Origin of the sequence: Pedobacter sp. SYP-B3415 (assembly GCF_004138205.1) — a bacterium.
In the GTDB taxonomy this organism is placed as follows: Bacteria; Bacteroidota; Bacteroidia; order Sphingobacteriales; family Sphingobacteriaceae; genus Pedobacter.
Genome location: NZ_RXNQ01000022.1, coordinates 188264 through 205160 on the forward strand (window position 1 = coordinate 188264; position 16897 = coordinate 205160).

Consider the following 16897-nt stretch of genomic DNA (forward strand, 5'->3'; position numbering starts at 1 on the left):
AACATCTCCTCCAAACAATAACCATTCAAGCTATTATTTAAACTGAACAACAAACATATGAAAAAACTTCATGTGCATGATTCTCATGCACCCGATCCAACGCTCATAACTAAAATAATCAGGATGATGAAGATATTGACCGCTTTGATGTGGCTGGGACTAATGAGCGCCTACGCCGGTTCCAGGGCCCAGATCCGCATGAACATTGAGCTTAACAGAGGCAATCTTCCCGAGCTGTTTCAGAAGATTCAAAAGCAAAGCAACTACCTCATTGTGTACAATGATGAGGTCTTGAGAACGAATCATGGAAAGGAAATTAATCTTAAACTTCAGGACAAAACGATTGACGAAATTTTACAAAAAGCACTAAAGGAAACCAACCTGACGCACCGCATATCGGGACGGCAGATACTCATCCTGACCAAAGAACGGCTAGCTGCCATGCAGGACACGCTGGTAACACTCCGCGGACGTGTATTTGACACGCACGAACCGCCCGCCGCCCTGCCCGGTGTCAGCATCCGTGTAAAAGGAACCACACGCGGAACCTCAACCGATGCAGACGGCTATTTCACTATTCAGGCCAAGAAGGACGAAGTGCTTGTTTTCTCTGCAGTCAGCTACTTCAATTTTGAGCACACCGTTATTAAGGCTGACCGTAGTTTAAACGTATCGCTCAGGGAAAATGTATCTGCCCTGAACGAGGTGGTGGTCGTGGGCCTGAACGAACAACAGAAAAAACACATCGCCAGTTCGTTGGCTACGCTGAATGTAAAGTCAAACATCGAAGGCAAACCGATTACCACGCTTTCGCAGTCACTACAGGGCGGTGTAACGGGTATCAACGTCACACAGGGTTCTGGTTTGCCGGGGGGCGACGCGGCCACCATCAAGATCAGGGGAATTGGCACGCTTGGCAACTCCAACCCGCTGGTACTTGTAGATGGTATTCCGATGGATATGAACCACATCGATCCGGTAACCGTTGAAAGTGTAACTGTACTGAAAGATGCGGCGGCGGCGGCCAGTTACGGATCGCGCGGGGCGAACGGCGTTATCGTAGTTACAACCAAACGCGGTGTGGCCGGAAAAATGTCAATCACTTACGATGGTTATTATGGCACACAGCAAGCCTCTGCCCTGCCGCAAACGGTTGATGCGCCGACTTATATGCGCATGTATAACGAGGCGAGCTTTAACAATAATCCAACCAACACACTTCCCTTTACGCAGGAGCAGATCGATAACACCCGTAACGGGATGGATCCTGTGGCAAACCCGGCGCTGGCTTTTGCCAATACCAATTGGCTGGATATGCTGATCAATGACGCCGCACCTATTACCAGCAATTCCTTGTCGCTGAGCGGCGGTAGCAACATCGCCAGGTTCGCTTTAACAGGCAATTACACCGCACAGAAAGGTATCATTCCACTGAGCCACATGCGGCGCTACAACATCCGCGCAAACACCACAATTTCGCTTAGTGATAAGTTCCAGGTTAACCTCGATTTTCTGGCTATCCGCCGAAACACCCAGCAGCCAAACCGCCCCAGCGCCTCAGAAAACAGCGGCAACCGGATTCTTGAAGATATGTACCGCGTGCCCCCTACCATTGTACCGAAATATCCCGACAAGGGCGGCAGGATGTTTTATGGTCAGTACCTGGACGTAGTGAATCCGCTGGCGTACGCAGAGGCCGGTGGAACCAGATCGCTGGAGGCAGGTCAAACAAGTATTAACCTGCAGCCGAAATGGGAAATCCTGAAAGGCCTGAATTTTCGCGGCCAATTCAGTTTTCGCCTTAACAGCGATGTAAACCGCGACATCCGCGAAAACTTTAATCACTTCGACTACTATACAGGCAACCTATTGCGCACCTGGGGCCTGCAGCGCACAAACACCATGGGCCGCACAACCTATTATTATGTGGGTAGCACGCTCGACTATACCCTCAACAAAGGAAACCACCGGGTTTTTGCGCTTGCCGGCTACTCACAGGAAGAAACCAACAGCGGTGCATTCGAAGTCTTTTCAATGGTATCGGCCTACGCAAAGCTGAACTATTCATTCAAAGACCGTTACCTGCTTGAAGGAACGGTACGGACCGATGGCTCCTCCCGCTTTGGTCCCGGGAAAAAGTTTGGCGTATTTCCTTCTGTTGCGCTTGGCTGGAACCTGCATAACGAAACCTTCCTGGCAGAATCAAAACTGATCAACAACCTTAAATTTCGTGCTTCATACGGTAAGCTGGGCAATGATAACATCGGACTTTACCGCTACCAGACACTGATCAATAACAGCTCAGGCGTGGAGACTACCTACGGAAACCCCGATATTACCTGGGAGTCTGTTAACATGTTTGATATCGGACTCGACCTTGGCTTGTTTGCGAACAATAAGATCGAATTCACATTTGACTATTACGACAAGCAAACAAACGACATCATTTTAAGTCCCGCACTGCCTATGGTAGGCGGCTTTGAGTCGGCCGTACCGGTAAACGCAGGTATCGTGTCAAACCGTGGGTGGGAAGCCTCTGTAAACTACAATGAAAAAATCGGGCGCGACTTCAGCATCTCGGTCAGACCCGGTGTAACTTATAATGAAAATGAGGTACTTAAACTCCAGGGCCAGTCTATCGTTACCGCAACGACCATTACGCAGGTTGGCTCGCCAATAAACAGTGTTTATGGTTACCGCTCGGGCGGCCTCTTACAACAAAGCGATTTTGATCAGAACGGTCAGCCGCTTGTGCCTGTACTGCCCAATGCAAAGCCGGGAGATATCCGTTACCTGGATCTGAATGGAGATAACGTAATTGGTGCCGACGACCAGGGCTGGATCGGCAATGGTGTACCGAAACTAACTTATTTCGCCAACCTGCGCCTTGCCTTTAAAAACTTTGATCTCGAAGCCCTGTTTCAGGGAGTTGGCAAAGCTGACGCAACGCTATATGGCATGTTTGCGCAACCGCTGGACTTTAGCGCAGACGGCGGCGTGCCAACAACCTATTATGCAGACAATTACTGGACACCGCAGCGCACCGATGCGCGCTTCCCAAGGTTATCTACTGCGCCGGCTAACAACAAGGTTTCTTCAGATTTCTGGTTTCAGAACGGCGCCTATGTGCGTGTCAAATTCCTTCAGCTCGGCTATAATTTTCAGACCAATTTCGCGCGCAAGTTGGGAATAGAAGGCATCAGGGCTTACCTGAACGCGCAGAATCCCTTTACATTCACATCAGTCAAGATCACTGACCCCGAGAGTCGGGGTTATCAGTGGACCTATGGAATTGTGAAAATGTATACCGTTGGTCTTAACGTCAAATTTTAATTCATCTCACATGAAAAAGATTTTTTACTTCCTCTTCGGCGCGGTGTGTCTGGTGAGCGCCGGTTGCGAAAAGTTTCTTACGCACGATGATCCCACAAATATTAGCGATGAGATCTGGTGGAACACGCAAACAGATGTAAATAACGCGCTTAATTCGGTTTACGCCGGTATTCCTGATGGTTCATCGGGCCGGCAGCTGATGTTTCTTGATGCGCTAAGCGACAATGCTGTTGCGCGGCAAAGCACCCGTGGCGATTATGAGATTTATGTCAAGGGGATTCAGTCATCAAACTGGGGCGTTGGCACCGGCGTCTGGCGCGATGACTATCTGGACATCAGGCGGGCAAACCGCTTCCTGGAAAATGTAGACAGGGCTTATATTCAGGATACAGAGCTTAAAAACCGCTTCATTTATGAAGCACGTGCATTGCGCGCATACTACCACATGGAGCTGGCTATGCTGTTCGGCGGCGTTACCATTGTTACCAAATCGACAACACCGCAGGACAGCTACATGCCGCGCAATACGGCCAAAGAGGTTTATGATTTTGTGGTCAGTGAGCTGACTGACTGTGCCAGCAACGGGCATCTGCCAGACAAATACATTGACAATGTAGATCTGAAACGCATTTCAGCGGCAACCTGCTGGGCGCTGATCTCAAGGTATGCGCTCTTCAGCAAAGATTACGCGCTTGCGCGCAGCGCCGCAAAAAAGGTCATAGACATGAATATCTACAGCCTGCGCCGCAGTACAACACCACGTACAAGTTATGCTGATTTGTTCCTCTACACTGGCGAGATAAATAACGAGCGCATTTTTTTCCGCGAAATTACCAGCGGTGGCAACCAATGGCTAACATTTGCTCCGCTGGGTACAGGCGGAAAAACGATTGTGTCACCAACTGCATCAATTGTAAACGCCTTTGAAACCAAACAGGGCAAAACAATTCACGAACTTGGCGCCGACTCGGCGGCCATTTATGCAAAAGATCCAAATTACCGGAACAACCGCGATCCGCGCATGCTTGCCTCCATCATTCTTCCCGGCACGAATTATACCGGTGTGGTGCTGCTTCCCTTTGCTCCTACAGGCCTGGATAAATTAGGTGACCAGAACTCAACACCGACGGGCTTCTGGGTGAACAAATACCTGGATCCGAAAGACAAAACCGGTACGCGCACGCTTGATTTCATGATCATCCGCTATGCAGAAGTGCTACTGAATTACGTTGAATGCCTGATTGAGCAGGGTGAACATACCAATCCGGATGTCCTGAAATACCTCAACGAAATCAGAAGCCGCGCAACCATGCCAAATGTGAACACCGCAGTTTATAACACGCAGGAGAAACTGCGCGAACTGGTTCGCCGGGAACGCAGGGTCGAACTTGCTTTTGAAGGCGTGCGTTATTTCGACATCAGACGCTGGGGTATATTTGAAGAGGTCATGAACGGTCAGGTACTCGGGGCAATAAATCCGGCTACCAACCAGCCGGTCAATGTTGAAGTAAGAAAAGCCAGCGCTTCGCGCGATATGCTCTGGCCGGTCCCGCAGGCCGAGATGCTTGCTAACCCGCAGATGACGCAAAACCCGAACTACAATTAATCTTAGATTGAGCTTTTTTAATTGATATCATTCCGACGAGTGGGCCCTGTGTCCACTCTTTTTTTTGCGTGGCGAAACGATACGGTTTGTCATACGTAGAAACAGACACCTTAATAATTTACATATCTTTCCTGAAAACTTCCGTCAGCATAAAGGTCAATGAGCCCGTAGCCTGGTGCGGTTTCCCGGCGGTTACCCTCCCACCATGCGCCTGATACAGCCCCGTTGCAGAGATACGTCACATTGTTATAAATGACCTTATCGCGCATATGCAGGTGCCCGCTCAGGCAAAGTTTAACATTGGGATGTTTGTAAAAAAGGCTGATAATTTTCGCAGTATCTGTGTGCATGTCGCCGCCAAGCATCTGCCATTTGTTAACTATATTGTCTTCGATCATAAGCAGCGCTGTCAGGATCGGGATATGCGACATTACGATTACCGGCATGCTGGCCGGCGTATTATTCAGTTCGGTTTCCAGCCAGGCAAACTGATCATCACCGAGCTTGCCGATATACCAGGTATCATCAATATCCAGGTGCACGCTGTCCAGTATCACAATTTTCCACCCGCCTCTTACCATGCTGTAATACGGCCTGGCAAGTTCAAGCCTGTCCATCGTGTATCTTTTCCCGTAAAAAGCTTGTTTTTTATCCTGCTCATGCCACCAGATATCATGATTGCCAAGGCAGTAATGAACCGGCAGGCTGTTCTCAGCCTTCATCGTTTTTTCAAACAGGAGCCATTGCTGATCGATTGCGCTCAGGCTTTCCTTATTCATATCAAAGACGATGTCTCCACCGTTCAGAATCATATCAACTTTCGGCTTTTGCTGCTGAACGTGCTGCAGGCACCTGGCAAATCTTGCCGGCGCGTTAAAATCGTTTTTCAGGTGTACATCGGTAAGATGGGCGAGGCGAAGGGCAGGCTTCTTTGCCGAAGCGACTTGTCCAGCCCATGAAAGCGATGGCAGCAGCAGTACACCGCCCAGACCTTTTAACGCAGATCGTCTTTTCATTTTGATCTTTTTTGCACGAAGATAAGCCTGTGATGTTGTATCTGTGTTAAGGAATCCGGAAACGCGAATCGATCACACAAAAAAAGGCCTCGCATATGCGAAGGCCTTGAAGGATCATTTGTGTTTGCGTTTTCTATCGTTTCTATGCCGTGGCAGCCTGGACCCGTGCTAACGGCGGTACGCGCCCAATTCTGCCAGTGCCGAAGCGCTGCCGTTTTTATAGTCAGACCTCACGATAACCCGGAAGTAACGGAATGATGCAGGTTCAAGCAATTCCAGGTATTGTTTGCCGCGAAGGTTTTCGAACGTGTAGGCACCCAGCGATCTCCAGGTCTGGTTATCGGTGCTCACCTGTATTTCGACAAGCTTAACAGCCCCATCAAGTGGTTCGCGCTGGCTGTAGGTAAGTCCGCTGACCGTGTTTACCACTTTCATGTCAATGGTGATCGGGTGAGGATACGTTTTGTTCTTGTCCATATGCCAGATCGTATTGATGTTGTTATCAAGTACGTTCTGTGGAACGCGGTTGGTTGGAATGTCATAATCTTCCAGCCCTGCGGTCCAGCCTGTACGTGCAAATTCGATCGGCGGACCAGTCACTTTTACGCTCTGAGGTGCAGTTGCAAATACATCAAGCGAAAGGCTGTCTGGTGCATAGAGCGTTTTATACTCAAACCGTTCCTGCAGGGTGAGGCTATAGTTTAACAGGGTAGTAATCATCGAATCGGGTGGCACGCTTACAACATGTTTCTTTCCGTTCTTATCGGTATAATTGATTTCTGCAGCTATAGCCGTCGGGTCTGCAATGCCCCAGCTTATCGTAACCTTTTCTTTTTCAAAAACAGCCTGTTTAACCGGACGGCCAAGCAGCGTATTGACATAATTATCGCCATACACCTTGCCGACCACATTTTTGTTTATAGAACGGTTGTTGTTTTTATCGAACATCATAATATCGAAAGAATAGGTTCCTTCTTTCATGTTATTGAACATCACCTCCATCTCGTCAGCGTTCGCACTTAACTTAACCGGTACAACCATCGAGTCAGTTTTGTTGTTCCAGTAGACACGGGCCAGGGTTGCAGAGGGATCTGACACCCTCCAGGTCATCTTGAGCCGTTTGTTGCCGGGGTAAACCTTTACAGAATCAGGTGTACCGACATAGGTTATTGATCCCTTTTTGATAAAGCCGACGTAAGAATCTTCCATTTTACTGCAGGCAAAGATGGCCGACAAACATCCCAGCACCAGGCTGAACATGCCTGCTCTCATCTGTATTATCTTTTTCATTACTTCTATTTTAAGCGTGTATCCTTATTGTTTGTTACCCCAGAAGGTAAGCTCGCTCAGGTAAATGTGATCGAGTAAACCCCATACCCGTTTGGTTTTCCACCGCAGGTAACGGTATTTCGGGGTACCTACCGGCACATCGAACTCTTCTCCGTTCACGACGGCAAACTGAAAATCTTCGCTGGTTACGGTGCCAGCCGGTGAGCCGGAAGGTTTAACCGACTCGAACTCACCGATCAGTTCCCAGCTCTCCCAGGTACCATTGGCGTTTGGCCCGTTGCTTCCATACAGTTCGAACGATTTCGGATCGCCACCCGCATAAGCACCGTCACTGCTTTGCTGCCCGCCGCCCAGGCGGTGATACATCTTGAAGCGACTCAGGGCAACGCTTTCACCGAGGTCAAATGTGAACCATTGCGGCAAGCCCGTACCGGGTTTGGTATGGAACACCGTTCCGCTGTTCCAGGTATTGTCCCACAGGCTGGCCATACCGGGACCATTAATGTGCTGCACATACGTGTCTGTAGGCAGACGGAGCTCCTTGAATTTTGTCTTGTCAAGCAACTGCTCCAATAACGGGGTAGCTTCAAAGTACATGGTGTCTGAATGATTGCTCCAGCGATCACGCAGGTACACGCCGAACTTTTGCCGCTGCGGCTGAAAACCTCTGGCATTTACCGAACCTTCTTTTCTTTTGGTATAAAAGGTCTCTGCCGCTACATATTCACCAAGATCATCCTGTCTAAGAAGGTTAATCACAATATCAGCCTCTGAAATATTTGAGAAAAGCAGGCGTACACCGCCGAAAATTGATTCAAATTTCAGCGACTCAAAAATGCCTACAATAGGCGGGGTTAACGGCTTAAATTTTACGACAACAGGCGCAGAGGCGTTCTCACCACGGCTTACCGCGTAAAGGGAGACCTCATGTTCGCCCGTATCGGCAAAGCCATCGATCGTAATCGTGTTCTTATAATAAGTTGCTTTCACTTCCCGCTGCTGCCCCGGTCTGATCGAATATACCGCCTTTACGTAAAGCATATTATCCGGCCTGGTGTACGTAAAGCTTGCTCCACCCGGCAAGCTTGTTACCCTGACATTACTTACGGGTGCAGGTGCGGCATCATCCTGGTCAAAGGGCTGAATTTTGCTGTCTTTGCAGCCCAGAAAAAGCAAGAGCAGCCCACAACAGATCATGATATTTTTCATAATGTTTGTCTTCATTTTAGAGGTTTGCATACTACCATCCCGGGTTTTGGTTCATTCTTTTGTTGCTTAACAGTTCGCTTTCGGGGATTGGCCACAGGTAATCGCGCGTGGTAAAGGCCTGATTAAAAATGACCTTTTCGCGGTAGTACGATGCAGCATCATCCTGCACCAGGTCCCAGCCGGTAATAGGTTTGTTAAGCTCGGTCACCGACTCTTTCCAGCGTCTCAGGTCCCAGAAACGCTGTCCTTCAAAGGCCAGTTCGATCAGGCGTTCAGTACGCAGAATTTCGCGCATGCCTTCCTTGCTGGCAAACTTTCCGGGGTTTCGCGCATAATTGGTCCAGGAGGTTTCTACCGAGAGCAGACCGGCCCGCTCCCTCACCAGGTTAATGTATTTCATCACATTGGCGTTCGGCCCGTTCACCTCATTTTCGGCCTCAGCATACAGCAGGTAAATACTGGCCAGCCTGATCATTGGCCATGGATAACGCTGAACGTTATAGGCCGTTGCATCGATGATGTTATTAAAATTTACCAGTTTTTTAGCCCAGTAGCCGGTCACAGAATAACTGGCCTCGTTCTGTGCAGAAGCGGGTTGGCCCTTTTTACTCGACACAAAAAACATGTTTGCAGCATCGTCAAAGATACCCTGGCCGTACCAGATACCCCCGTCAAAACCAAGATCGGCGTAATAACGCGGCTCACGGTCAAAATTCAGTGATGCCGTTACATAGCCCTCCTGCAGGTAACGCTTGTAAGGTGCGGTTACACTGCGTAGCTTAAATCTGCCGGCATAATCGTATTCCTTGTCTTCGCGCAGCGGAACACCATTCTTGCTGTAAAACATTTCCGCTATTTTGAGCGGTGGCGCAATGTTGCCGATCGTCTGGTTGTTCGACGTACGTGCCGGGTCAAGTCCGCGCGGCGTAGCCTGGTTCTGGATAGAGCCGGCAAGGCTATTGGTTGCCCCCCAGATGATCTCACTGTTCCACTTTTCGCAGACTGCGTTGCGGATGTTCATCTGCACGCGGATCGTATCAGAAATCTTATACTGGAAAAACGCCGGATTAAACGTGTACAATTTATGCCCTTTTGATTCACAGAAATCGAGTGCTGCTTTGGCTGCATCGCGGGCACGCACCCATTTCTGAGGGTCGGCCACAGGATTAAAAAGGGTATTTCCTTCCGGATCTTTGAACCCGGTATAATCTGCATTTCCGTTAAAAAGCGGACTTGCAGCGGTGACGAGCAACTCTGCTTTCACGCAAAGGGCTACCGCTTTTGTAACGCGGCCAAGTTCGTTCACTTCGTTGTCAATCTGCTCAGGCAGATCCGGAATAGCCTCATCAAGCAGCGCTGCGATGTAATTAACACATTCATCAACAGGCGACCGAACGGGGTATACTTCCTCTGCACCCGCATTAACCGGAACATTTACTTTGATCAGGGCGATCGGGCCATACATCCGGAACACGTAATAATGGTAATAAGCTTTCAGAAACTTCGCCTCTGCGATCCACCGGTTACGTTCATATTCGGGCAGGTCAGGGACCTTGCCAACATTATCAAGGAAGACGTTGCATTCGCGAATGCCTTCATACAGGTCCTTGCCGCCGTTGTTTCCCTGCCAGTAATTCATAAATGAATTCGATTTATTCTGACCGCCGCGGGCAATACGCCATCCTTGCGAGGTATTGTTGACGGGCAGCCAGAACTCATCGCCGGCCGTATTGGCCACGTTTGACTCAAATGCGCCAAGTGCAGGGAGATAATTGTAACAGGTAAAAAGATAACGTTCTGCCGTACTGCGCAACCGAAATGCATAGTCGATCGTGGCAACGTTATCAGGGGTGATGTCAAGAAATTTCTTGCAGGCTGTAAATGGGATGATTGATATCAGGATCAATAATATTTTTGCCGGTTTCATAATGTCGTTTTAAAAAGATGCCAATAAACCCAGGTTAAAAACTCTCTGTACAGGGTACCCCAGACCGTTTCCTGCCATTTCGATATCCCAGAGATTGAAGCTGCTGAGCGAAAACAAATTTGTAGCGGTGCCGTAAACGCGGAACTTTTTCATGTTTAACCGCTGGGTCCACTTCTGCGGGAGTGTATAACCGATCTCTACCTGTTTCAACCTGAGAAATGCACCATTGCGCATAAACCAGGTGCTTGTCTGCGTATTGTTTACATTCCCGGCATCGGTTGTGGTAAGCCGTGGCCATAATGCGTAAGAATTCTGAACTTCTTCAGACCAATGGTCATTAGCATAAGCCAGCAGGAGCTGATTCTGGGGTTTCCCGGACAGCGTTTCGCCTGAATAGGTATAGTTTATAAAAGGTGCGGTTGCATTGGCGTTGATCCAGAAAGACTCGCGGGCAAGTCCCTGGAAAAAACTTGAAAAATCGAAGCCCTTATAGCCAAATGAAAAACCAAAACCATAGGTGATTTCTGGTGTGGTTGGAAAGCCGATCGGCACTTCGTCAAGAATCGTGATCGCTCCGTCGCCATTTACATCATAAAATTTGATGTCCCCACCACGGTATTCGCCGAACTGCCGGGGTGAGCGCAGGGCTTCTTCATCATCGATGAACAGACGCTCGGCGATATAACCATAGTTCTGGCTGATCGGCATATTCTGACGGCGTTTCCACGGCGCTTCGTCATAAAACGGCTCCTCGTAATTCAGATATTTACTGGTGGCATAGGTAAAATTGCTCATCGCCTGAAGCCATAGTCCGTTCGAGAAAGAGTGGTTGTAGTTGAACGAGAAATCAAGTCCCTTACCTTCCGCTTCACCAATATTGGCCTGCGGACGCGCCTGCAGACCCATTGTTGCAGGTGTTGCATTGCGCACCATCAGGATGCCGCTGCGTTGTTCCCTGAAAACATCCAGCTGGATACTGTAATCGCGGAAGAGATCCAGCTCAAGTGCCAGGTTCGTCTTTCTGGCCGTCTCCCAGGTAATATCGTTATTTGCGTACCGTGAAAGCGAGATACCGTTTTTACTGTTGCCGTTGTCACGCCCGAAAACAGCCCCCCGTCCGCTGTCATTCATGTTAACGTTAGAGAGGTAGAGGAAGCGGTCTGTCGGCGACCCGATCGCATCATTACCGGATAAACCATACGTTGCACGAAGTTTGAACCGGGTTGCTACATCTTTTAGCGGTTCCCACCATTTTTCATTTGACACATTCCAGGCAAGCCCTGCAGAAGGGAAAAGCCCCCAGCGATTCGTTTCATAAAAACGTTCTGAGCCATTGTAACCAAAGTTCAGCTCCACATAATAACGGTTGTCATAACCATACGTCGCCCGACCCGCCAGTCCGACGTTTCTGAAAGGCAGCGATGACTGCAGGTCTGACACATTTCCAGTCAGTTCATTGCGGAGCATAAATACAAACAGGCCGCTGAGCGAGTGCTTGTCTTTCAGCATCCGGTTATAGTTTAATGATGCCTGTACATAGAACTTGGAATTAACCGTCCGTTCGCCGGGATTATAATCCAGGTACTCTGTTCCGGTCAGTTCATTCAGCAGCTGGGCGCGATATGAATTTGTGACCCGGTCATAAGAGCCTGCCTGGTACCAGAACGGACTGTATGAACGCCGCACATCAAACATCGTGTTACGCATTACGTTTAAAAGCGACTGAACGCTGAGGCCCTGGGTCAGAAAACCAAGATCCTGTTTGGCTTCAAACTGTGCAGACATCATAGACCGCGAATAGTTCTTATAACCCTTTACCAGGTCGGCATATGGGTTAAGCAGGAACTGTCCGCTTCCGTCATCATAATTTCCGAACATAATGTGTTTCACGTGTGCGTTTTCGGCATCCGCCGGATAATAGGCCGGGAAGAGAACCGGATTGGTGCGCATCACCTTCCGGTAAATATCTGCCCCATCGGTAAGCGGCCCGGAGTAATCGTCAAAGTTGCCGCTCATGCGTACAGTAATCTCGGTGCCTTTTGCCAGATCGACGTTCACGTTCGACCGCAGCGTATAACTCTTAAGATTGATGTTGCTGTTAAAATTGTTGCGCTGGTCCACATTCAGGATACCATTATCCTGGTTTATGGAACCCGCCACATAATACCTGGCCACCCCCCCGCCGCCGGTAACATTCAGATTGGCGCGCTGATTCATTGTGTGGTTTTTGAACAACGCAGAGCGCCAGTCGGTGGTCGGGTACATCAAAGGATTTACGCCGGCAATCGTATTGTCGATCTTTTGCTCGGAATAGGGCGGCCTGCCAAGCGGATCGCGCGTAAGCACAGCTTCATTGTGCAGGCGCATGTAAGTGATCGGGTCGGCAAGTTCCACATTTTGAGTCGGTGCAGAAATGGAGTTTTCAATACGGGCATCAATTGCTGCCTTTTGCGTGCGGCCTTCTTTTGTACTGATCAGGATTACGCCATTTGCCGCCCGGCTGCCATATAATGAGGTAGCGGTAGCATCTTTCATGATCGAAAAACTGGCAATATCATCAGCCTGAAGGCGGGCAAGGTCTGTTGTGGTTACCTCAACGTTATCGATGAGGATCAGGGGATCGCGTTTATAGCCGAATGTGGTTACCCCGCGAATAAAGAATTCTGCATTATCAGCCCCCGGCTCGCCGCTGCGCTGGTAGGCGATAACCCCCGCAGCCCTGCCGGCCAGCGCAGTTGTCAGGTTGCTCGACGGAACTTTTAGGTCTGCCGGCTTAATGGATGTTACCGAGCCAACCAGGTCGGTTTTTTTCTGTTTACCAAAAGCAACGACAACCACCTCGTCCAGGTCTTTGCCGGCCGATTTCATTGTCACATCAATAATGGTGCGGCCGTTAACCGGAACTTCCTGCGTTTGGTAACCAACCATAGAAAAGGTAAGGATACTATTGCCGCTGGGAATGTCGAGGACGTATTTACCATTCTGGTCTGTTGTCGTGCCGAGCTGGGTACCCTTAATAACGACCGACACGCCAGGCAGCACATCGGCCGAATCACGAACGGTACCGCGAACGTCGGCCTTTCGGGTGTTTCTAGCCGGCACAGCGGGCAATATTGTTTTTTTTGGCTCTACAACAACGATCGTTTTGTTATTGATGATATAACTGAGCGGCTGGCCTTCGAAACAACGGTCCAACACCTCTTTGATCGGGGCATCTTTCACTCTGATGCTCACGCGATGTGCTTTTTTGAGCATTTCGGAGTTGAGTACAAAACGGTATTCGGTCTGGTTGCTGATATCGTCAAAAACTTCTTTCAGCGACACATTGTCTTTACTCATATTAATCTTCTGTGCATACGAGGTGGCATATGTATGCATAAAAGTGAATAGCAGCAGGATACAGGTTAGCTTCATTATAAACAGGAATTTAAAAGCCATACGGGAGCAACCCGCGCGAGGAGTTACATAAAATTTATACATTTGAAAGTCAGCTAGATTTATAATTGGTTATGCGATTGATTATGATCACCTGGCGTTTAACTCCGTGTGATTCGACCCTCACGGAGTTTTTTGTTGGCGACCGGCGTCTGGTAGTTATTTGGCCATAACGGTTACCCTCCTTCCCTCTATTTTAAATTTGATGGTACCGGTTAGTTCCATGTTTTTGAGCAGATCCCTGATGTCGTCTGTGCGATTCATCTTGGCATCAAAGTTTTTATTCTCCGTTTGTCCGGTGTATTCTACATCAATGTTATACCACCGGGAAACATCGTCCATAATCTCTTTAATGTTTGCGCCGTTGTAAACAAAAAGCCCATTTTTCCAGGCCAGGACGTCGGTCATATCTGCGGCTTTTATATCAAGTTTGCCGTTGCGGTGGGCAAGGCCTTGCTGTCCGGGTTTGAGTATTCGCTCGTTGTTCCCCGATTTGAACCTGACTGAGCCCTGCACCAGCGTAGTCGCCACCGCAGGCTTTTCGGCGTAAGCGTTAACATTAAACTTTGTTCCAAGTACTTCGATTTCTGTTCCGCCTACGCTGATCATGAATGGTTTGGTTTTATCTTCAGCTACCTCCAGGTAAGCTTCGCCACTAAGCTCTATTAATCGTTTTCCACCCGAAAAAGCGATCGGGAACCTGACCGATGAAGCTGCATTGAGCCAGATCTTTGTCCCGTCTGCCAGTACAAGCTGCGTTTCTGCCCCCTTTGGCGTACTGATTATGTTGTATACGTTCCCGGATGGGGCTTGAGCGTTGAGGTCATCATTATAGATGATTTCACCTTTGCCGTTCCTGGTAATTTCGACCTGTCCCTGGTTGGCTACGATGCCATTTGCAGATTTTTCCAATACCACCGTAGAACCATCGGCCAGGGTAAGAATGGCCGTGTTTGTTCCTGGTTTAATTGCTGCCTGTCCGGCCGCGGTACGCGCTGAAGGCAGCCTGCTTTGCTGGTACAGAAAGACAGTAAGGCTCATGATCAGAAATGCAGCTGCAGCGGCCATCAGCCGTTGGCGCTTCAGGCGTTTGCGATAGGTCTGTTCGATCGTTTCGCTCAGCCTGCCGTAAACCCTGGTCTTGAAATCCTGTTCATTACCCAGCAGCTGTTCGTCCCAGGAATAGTTCTCCAGGTCAATTTTGTCCGCATAAGCTTCAAAGCGCTGTTTTTCTTCGGGCGTGCACTTGCCTGAAACGTACTTCTCGTACAGAAGAATGTATTCTTCCCTCGTCATGGTTTATGTTTGGTTAGAGATATAGTACCCTGAAACCATTGGCACACACATGATTTCAAAAATTTTTTTCTCGCTGCTTTTTTTATAGATTTGAGTAAACCAAACATAAACCTCTCGTCTCTATGCATTCAGACCATGAGTTATGGGAACGTATCGGGCACGATGATGAGCGCGCATTTGCAGAACTCTTTAACCGTTACTCGTCAAAAACCTATAGTTACGCCTATTACCAGCTCAAAGACCCGGTTGTGTGTGAGCAGTTGGTTCACGACATCTTTTTGACGCTGTGGAATAGCCGCAGCAGGTTAACCGTTCGTTCATTTTCAGCATATCTGAAAACGGCCGCCCTGTACCGGGTATACAAACACATTGGTGCTACCAAAGTTATCCGTATTGATTATAAAGAAGATATGGCAGACCTGCAGCATATGCATGCGGTGAGAAATGAGGCTGATGATCAGTCAGAATATGAAGACATCCGCCACAGGCTGAACAGTTATCTTGACTTTCTGCCTAAACGCTGCAGGGAGATCTTTCTGTTAAGCCGGGAAAAGTCAATGTCGAACGATGAGATAGCCGATCAGCTTGGTATTTCCAAACGCACTGTAGAAAATCAGTTAACTTTCGCACTGCGCCATCTGCGCAGCTCTTTCAAGGAAGTGTCGGTATTGCTGCTGATGATCCGGTCAATCAGCGGGCCCTGGTAAATCGTATCAGCCTGGTCGCCGCCGGCTGAAGTGCTACCAAACTTTGATGATCGCGCCGAACTGCAAACTGCTGAATGCAATGTCCCTTCCGGCTGCGCCGTCAAAAGTATGAAGATATGCGACCTGCAAACCGATTGCCTTTTTTTGACCTATAAATGCAGCTATCGAAGGTTTTACGTAGAAGCGGTTATAGATGTCCAGGTAGGCTGAACCAGCCGAAGCAGACACGCGCACCAACCCGTCAAATGAGTACGCTAATCCCCCGCCAAATATCAACACGCGACCAAGATTAACAGGAGCCGGATCGTTACCCACCCACATCACCTTAGTTCCGCCAATTCCGGCACCAAGCATGCTTTCGGCAAATACATGTATGTTCGCTTTGTGGTTATAGTCAACTTGAAGACCAATACCAGGGCCGCCCTGCGGACCTATTTTCGGACCGTTTTGGAAAAATTTAAGATAATGCCCGCTCGCGTAGAATGAAGTTTTTCGCTGGGCCTGGGCTGCCGTGCAGCACAGCAAGAGGATGATAACGAAACGCATGAACTGAAGATAAAAAAAAAGCGGATGGTACGGGGTAAGTGTTAAGTTTTAAGTCAGTGTTGTCCGGGGAAAGTTTTGCGAAAGGCAATAGTTCTTTGGTTTCCAATTGATGTGAAACTGTGGTATCGAACCGCTCACCGCCGCGGGGGCTCCTTCTTTTTGGCCAAAAAGAAGCAACCTGAGGCATAGCCGAAAGCGTTCGTACCATTAAAAACCACATACAAGACACGAACAAACGCTCCGGCTGTGTATCTCTTCTTGCATAAAAGCATCAAAAGTCCGACGGCGTCGGGAAAAGGCCCGGATTATCCCTGCGCCATTCCGTTCCGGGCTGGTTCCCCTCCTTGGTTCCTCCCGACCTCTTTAAAACAGTGCAAGACTTTTAATACTTTTCTGCGGCGAGAAGATACAAGGCCGGTCCGCACCTATCAGTGGCAGTAAGCAGGCAAAACCCTCATCAAAACCGCCGGCTGTACGTAAAACCCGCAGACATAGAATACAGGGGGGCTTGATACAGAAGACTCAGGCAAAT

The 16897-nt window shown here is 48.9% G+C and carries 10 protein-coding genes; 3 read left to right on the forward strand and 7 right to left on the reverse strand.

The window, feature by feature from the left end:
* Positions 1 to 57 precede the first annotated feature (57 nt).
* Together EJV45_RS09505 and EJV45_RS09510 are read left to right on the forward strand one after the other, a co-directional pair.
* Positions 58 to 3333, forward strand: a complete 3276-nt coding sequence (locus tag EJV45_RS09505) for a TonB-dependent receptor (protein ID WP_129715439.1) — start codon at positions 58 to 60, stop codon at positions 3331 to 3333.
* A 10-nt stretch (positions 3334 to 3343) separates the two neighbouring features.
* The gene (locus tag EJV45_RS09510) at positions 3344 to 4939 is read left to right on the forward strand and encodes a RagB/SusD family nutrient uptake outer membrane protein (protein ID WP_129715440.1); all 1596 of its coding nucleotides are present in this window, start codon (positions 3344 to 3346) and stop codon (positions 4937 to 4939) included.
* Between the two features lie 110 nt (positions 4940 to 5049).
* Here the strand turns inward: EJV45_RS09510 and EJV45_RS09515 are convergent, their stop codons facing one another.
* The 6 genes from EJV45_RS09515 to EJV45_RS09540 all read right to left on the reverse strand — a co-directional run bounded on the left by EJV45_RS09515 (position 5050) and on the right by EJV45_RS09540 (position 15112).
* On the reverse strand, positions 5050 to 5955 hold the full coding sequence (locus EJV45_RS09515; protein WP_129715441.1) for a metallophosphoesterase: 906 nt from the start codon (positions 5953 to 5955) through the stop codon (positions 5050 to 5052).
* A gap of 168 nt (positions 5956 to 6123) precedes the next feature.
* Positions 6124 to 7245 carry a DUF4998 domain-containing protein gene (locus EJV45_RS09520; RefSeq protein ID WP_129715442.1) on the reverse strand — a complete coding sequence of 374 codons (1122 nt, stop codon included), beginning with the start codon at positions 7243 to 7245 and terminating at the stop codon, positions 6124 to 6126.
* A 24-nt stretch (positions 7246 to 7269) separates the two neighbouring features.
* The gene (locus EJV45_RS09525; RefSeq protein ID WP_165305025.1) at positions 7270 to 8469 is read right to left on the reverse strand and encodes a DUF5000 domain-containing lipoprotein; all 1200 of its coding nucleotides are present in this window, start codon (positions 8467 to 8469) and stop codon (positions 7270 to 7272) included.
* A 16-nt stretch (positions 8470 to 8485) separates the two neighbouring features.
* Positions 8486 to 10381: a RagB/SusD family nutrient uptake outer membrane protein gene (locus EJV45_RS09530; protein WP_129715444.1), complete on the reverse strand. Its 1896-nt coding sequence runs from the start codon at positions 10379 to 10381 to the stop codon at positions 8486 to 8488.
* Positions 10382 to 10390: 9 nt separating this feature from the next.
* Positions 10391 to 13795: a TonB-dependent receptor gene (locus EJV45_RS09535; RefSeq protein WP_240755241.1), complete on the reverse strand. Its 3405-nt coding sequence runs from the start codon at positions 13793 to 13795 to the stop codon at positions 10391 to 10393.
* A 180-nt stretch (positions 13796 to 13975) separates the two neighbouring features.
* Entirely contained in the window at positions 13976 to 15112 is a 1137-nt protein-coding gene (locus tag EJV45_RS09540; RefSeq protein WP_129715446.1) for a FecR family protein, read from the reverse strand.
* Between the two features lie 122 nt (positions 15113 to 15234).
* On the opposite strand from EJV45_RS09540, the gene EJV45_RS09545 reads away from it, so the two are divergent.
* On the forward strand, positions 15235 to 15819 hold the full coding sequence (locus EJV45_RS09545; protein ID WP_129715447.1) for an RNA polymerase sigma factor: 585 nt from the start codon (positions 15235 to 15237) through the stop codon (positions 15817 to 15819).
* A gap of 33 nt (positions 15820 to 15852) precedes the next feature.
* Here the strand turns inward: EJV45_RS09545 and EJV45_RS09550 are convergent, their stop codons facing one another.
* The gene (locus EJV45_RS09550; protein ID WP_129715448.1) at positions 15853 to 16365 is read right to left on the reverse strand and encodes a hypothetical protein; all 513 of its coding nucleotides are present in this window, start codon (positions 16363 to 16365) and stop codon (positions 15853 to 15855) included.
* Positions 16366 to 16897: the final 532 nt, after the last annotated feature.

Bases quoted from the DNA above. Each gene is read 5' to 3' on its own strand.
- EJV45_RS09540 (WP_129715446.1), bottom strand. From the start codon at position 15,112: ATGACGAGGGAAGAATACATTCTTCTGTACGAGAAGTACGTTTCAGGC.
- EJV45_RS09545 (WP_129715447.1), top strand. From the start codon at position 15,235: ATGCATTCAGACCATGAGTTATGGGAACGTATCGGGCACGATGATGAG.
- EJV45_RS09520 (WP_129715442.1), bottom strand. From the start codon at position 7,245: ATGAAAAAGATAATACAGATGAGAGCAGGCATGTTCAGCCTGGTGCTG.
- EJV45_RS09505 (WP_129715439.1), top strand. From the start codon at position 58: ATGAAAAAACTTCATGTGCATGATTCTCATGCACCCGATCCAACGCTC.
- EJV45_RS09550 (WP_129715448.1), bottom strand. From the start codon at position 16,365: ATGCGTTTCGTTATCATCCTCTTGCTGTGCTGCACGGCAGCCCAGGCC.
- EJV45_RS09525 (WP_165305025.1), bottom strand. From the start codon at position 8,469: ATGAAGACAAACATTATGAAAAATATCATGATCTGTTGTGGGCTGCTC.
- EJV45_RS09515 (WP_129715441.1), bottom strand. From the start codon at position 5,955: ATGAAAAGACGATCTGCGTTAAAAGGTCTGGGCGGTGTACTGCTGCTG.
- EJV45_RS09535 (WP_240755241.1), bottom strand. From the start codon at position 13,795: ATGAAGCTAACCTGTATCCTGCTGCTATTCACTTTTATGCATACATAT.
- EJV45_RS09530 (WP_129715444.1), bottom strand. From the start codon at position 10,381: ATGAAACCGGCAAAAATATTATTGATCCTGATATCAATCATCCCATTT.
- EJV45_RS09510 (WP_129715440.1), top strand. From the start codon at position 3,344: ATGAAAAAGATTTTTTACTTCCTCTTCGGCGCGGTGTGTCTGGTGAGC.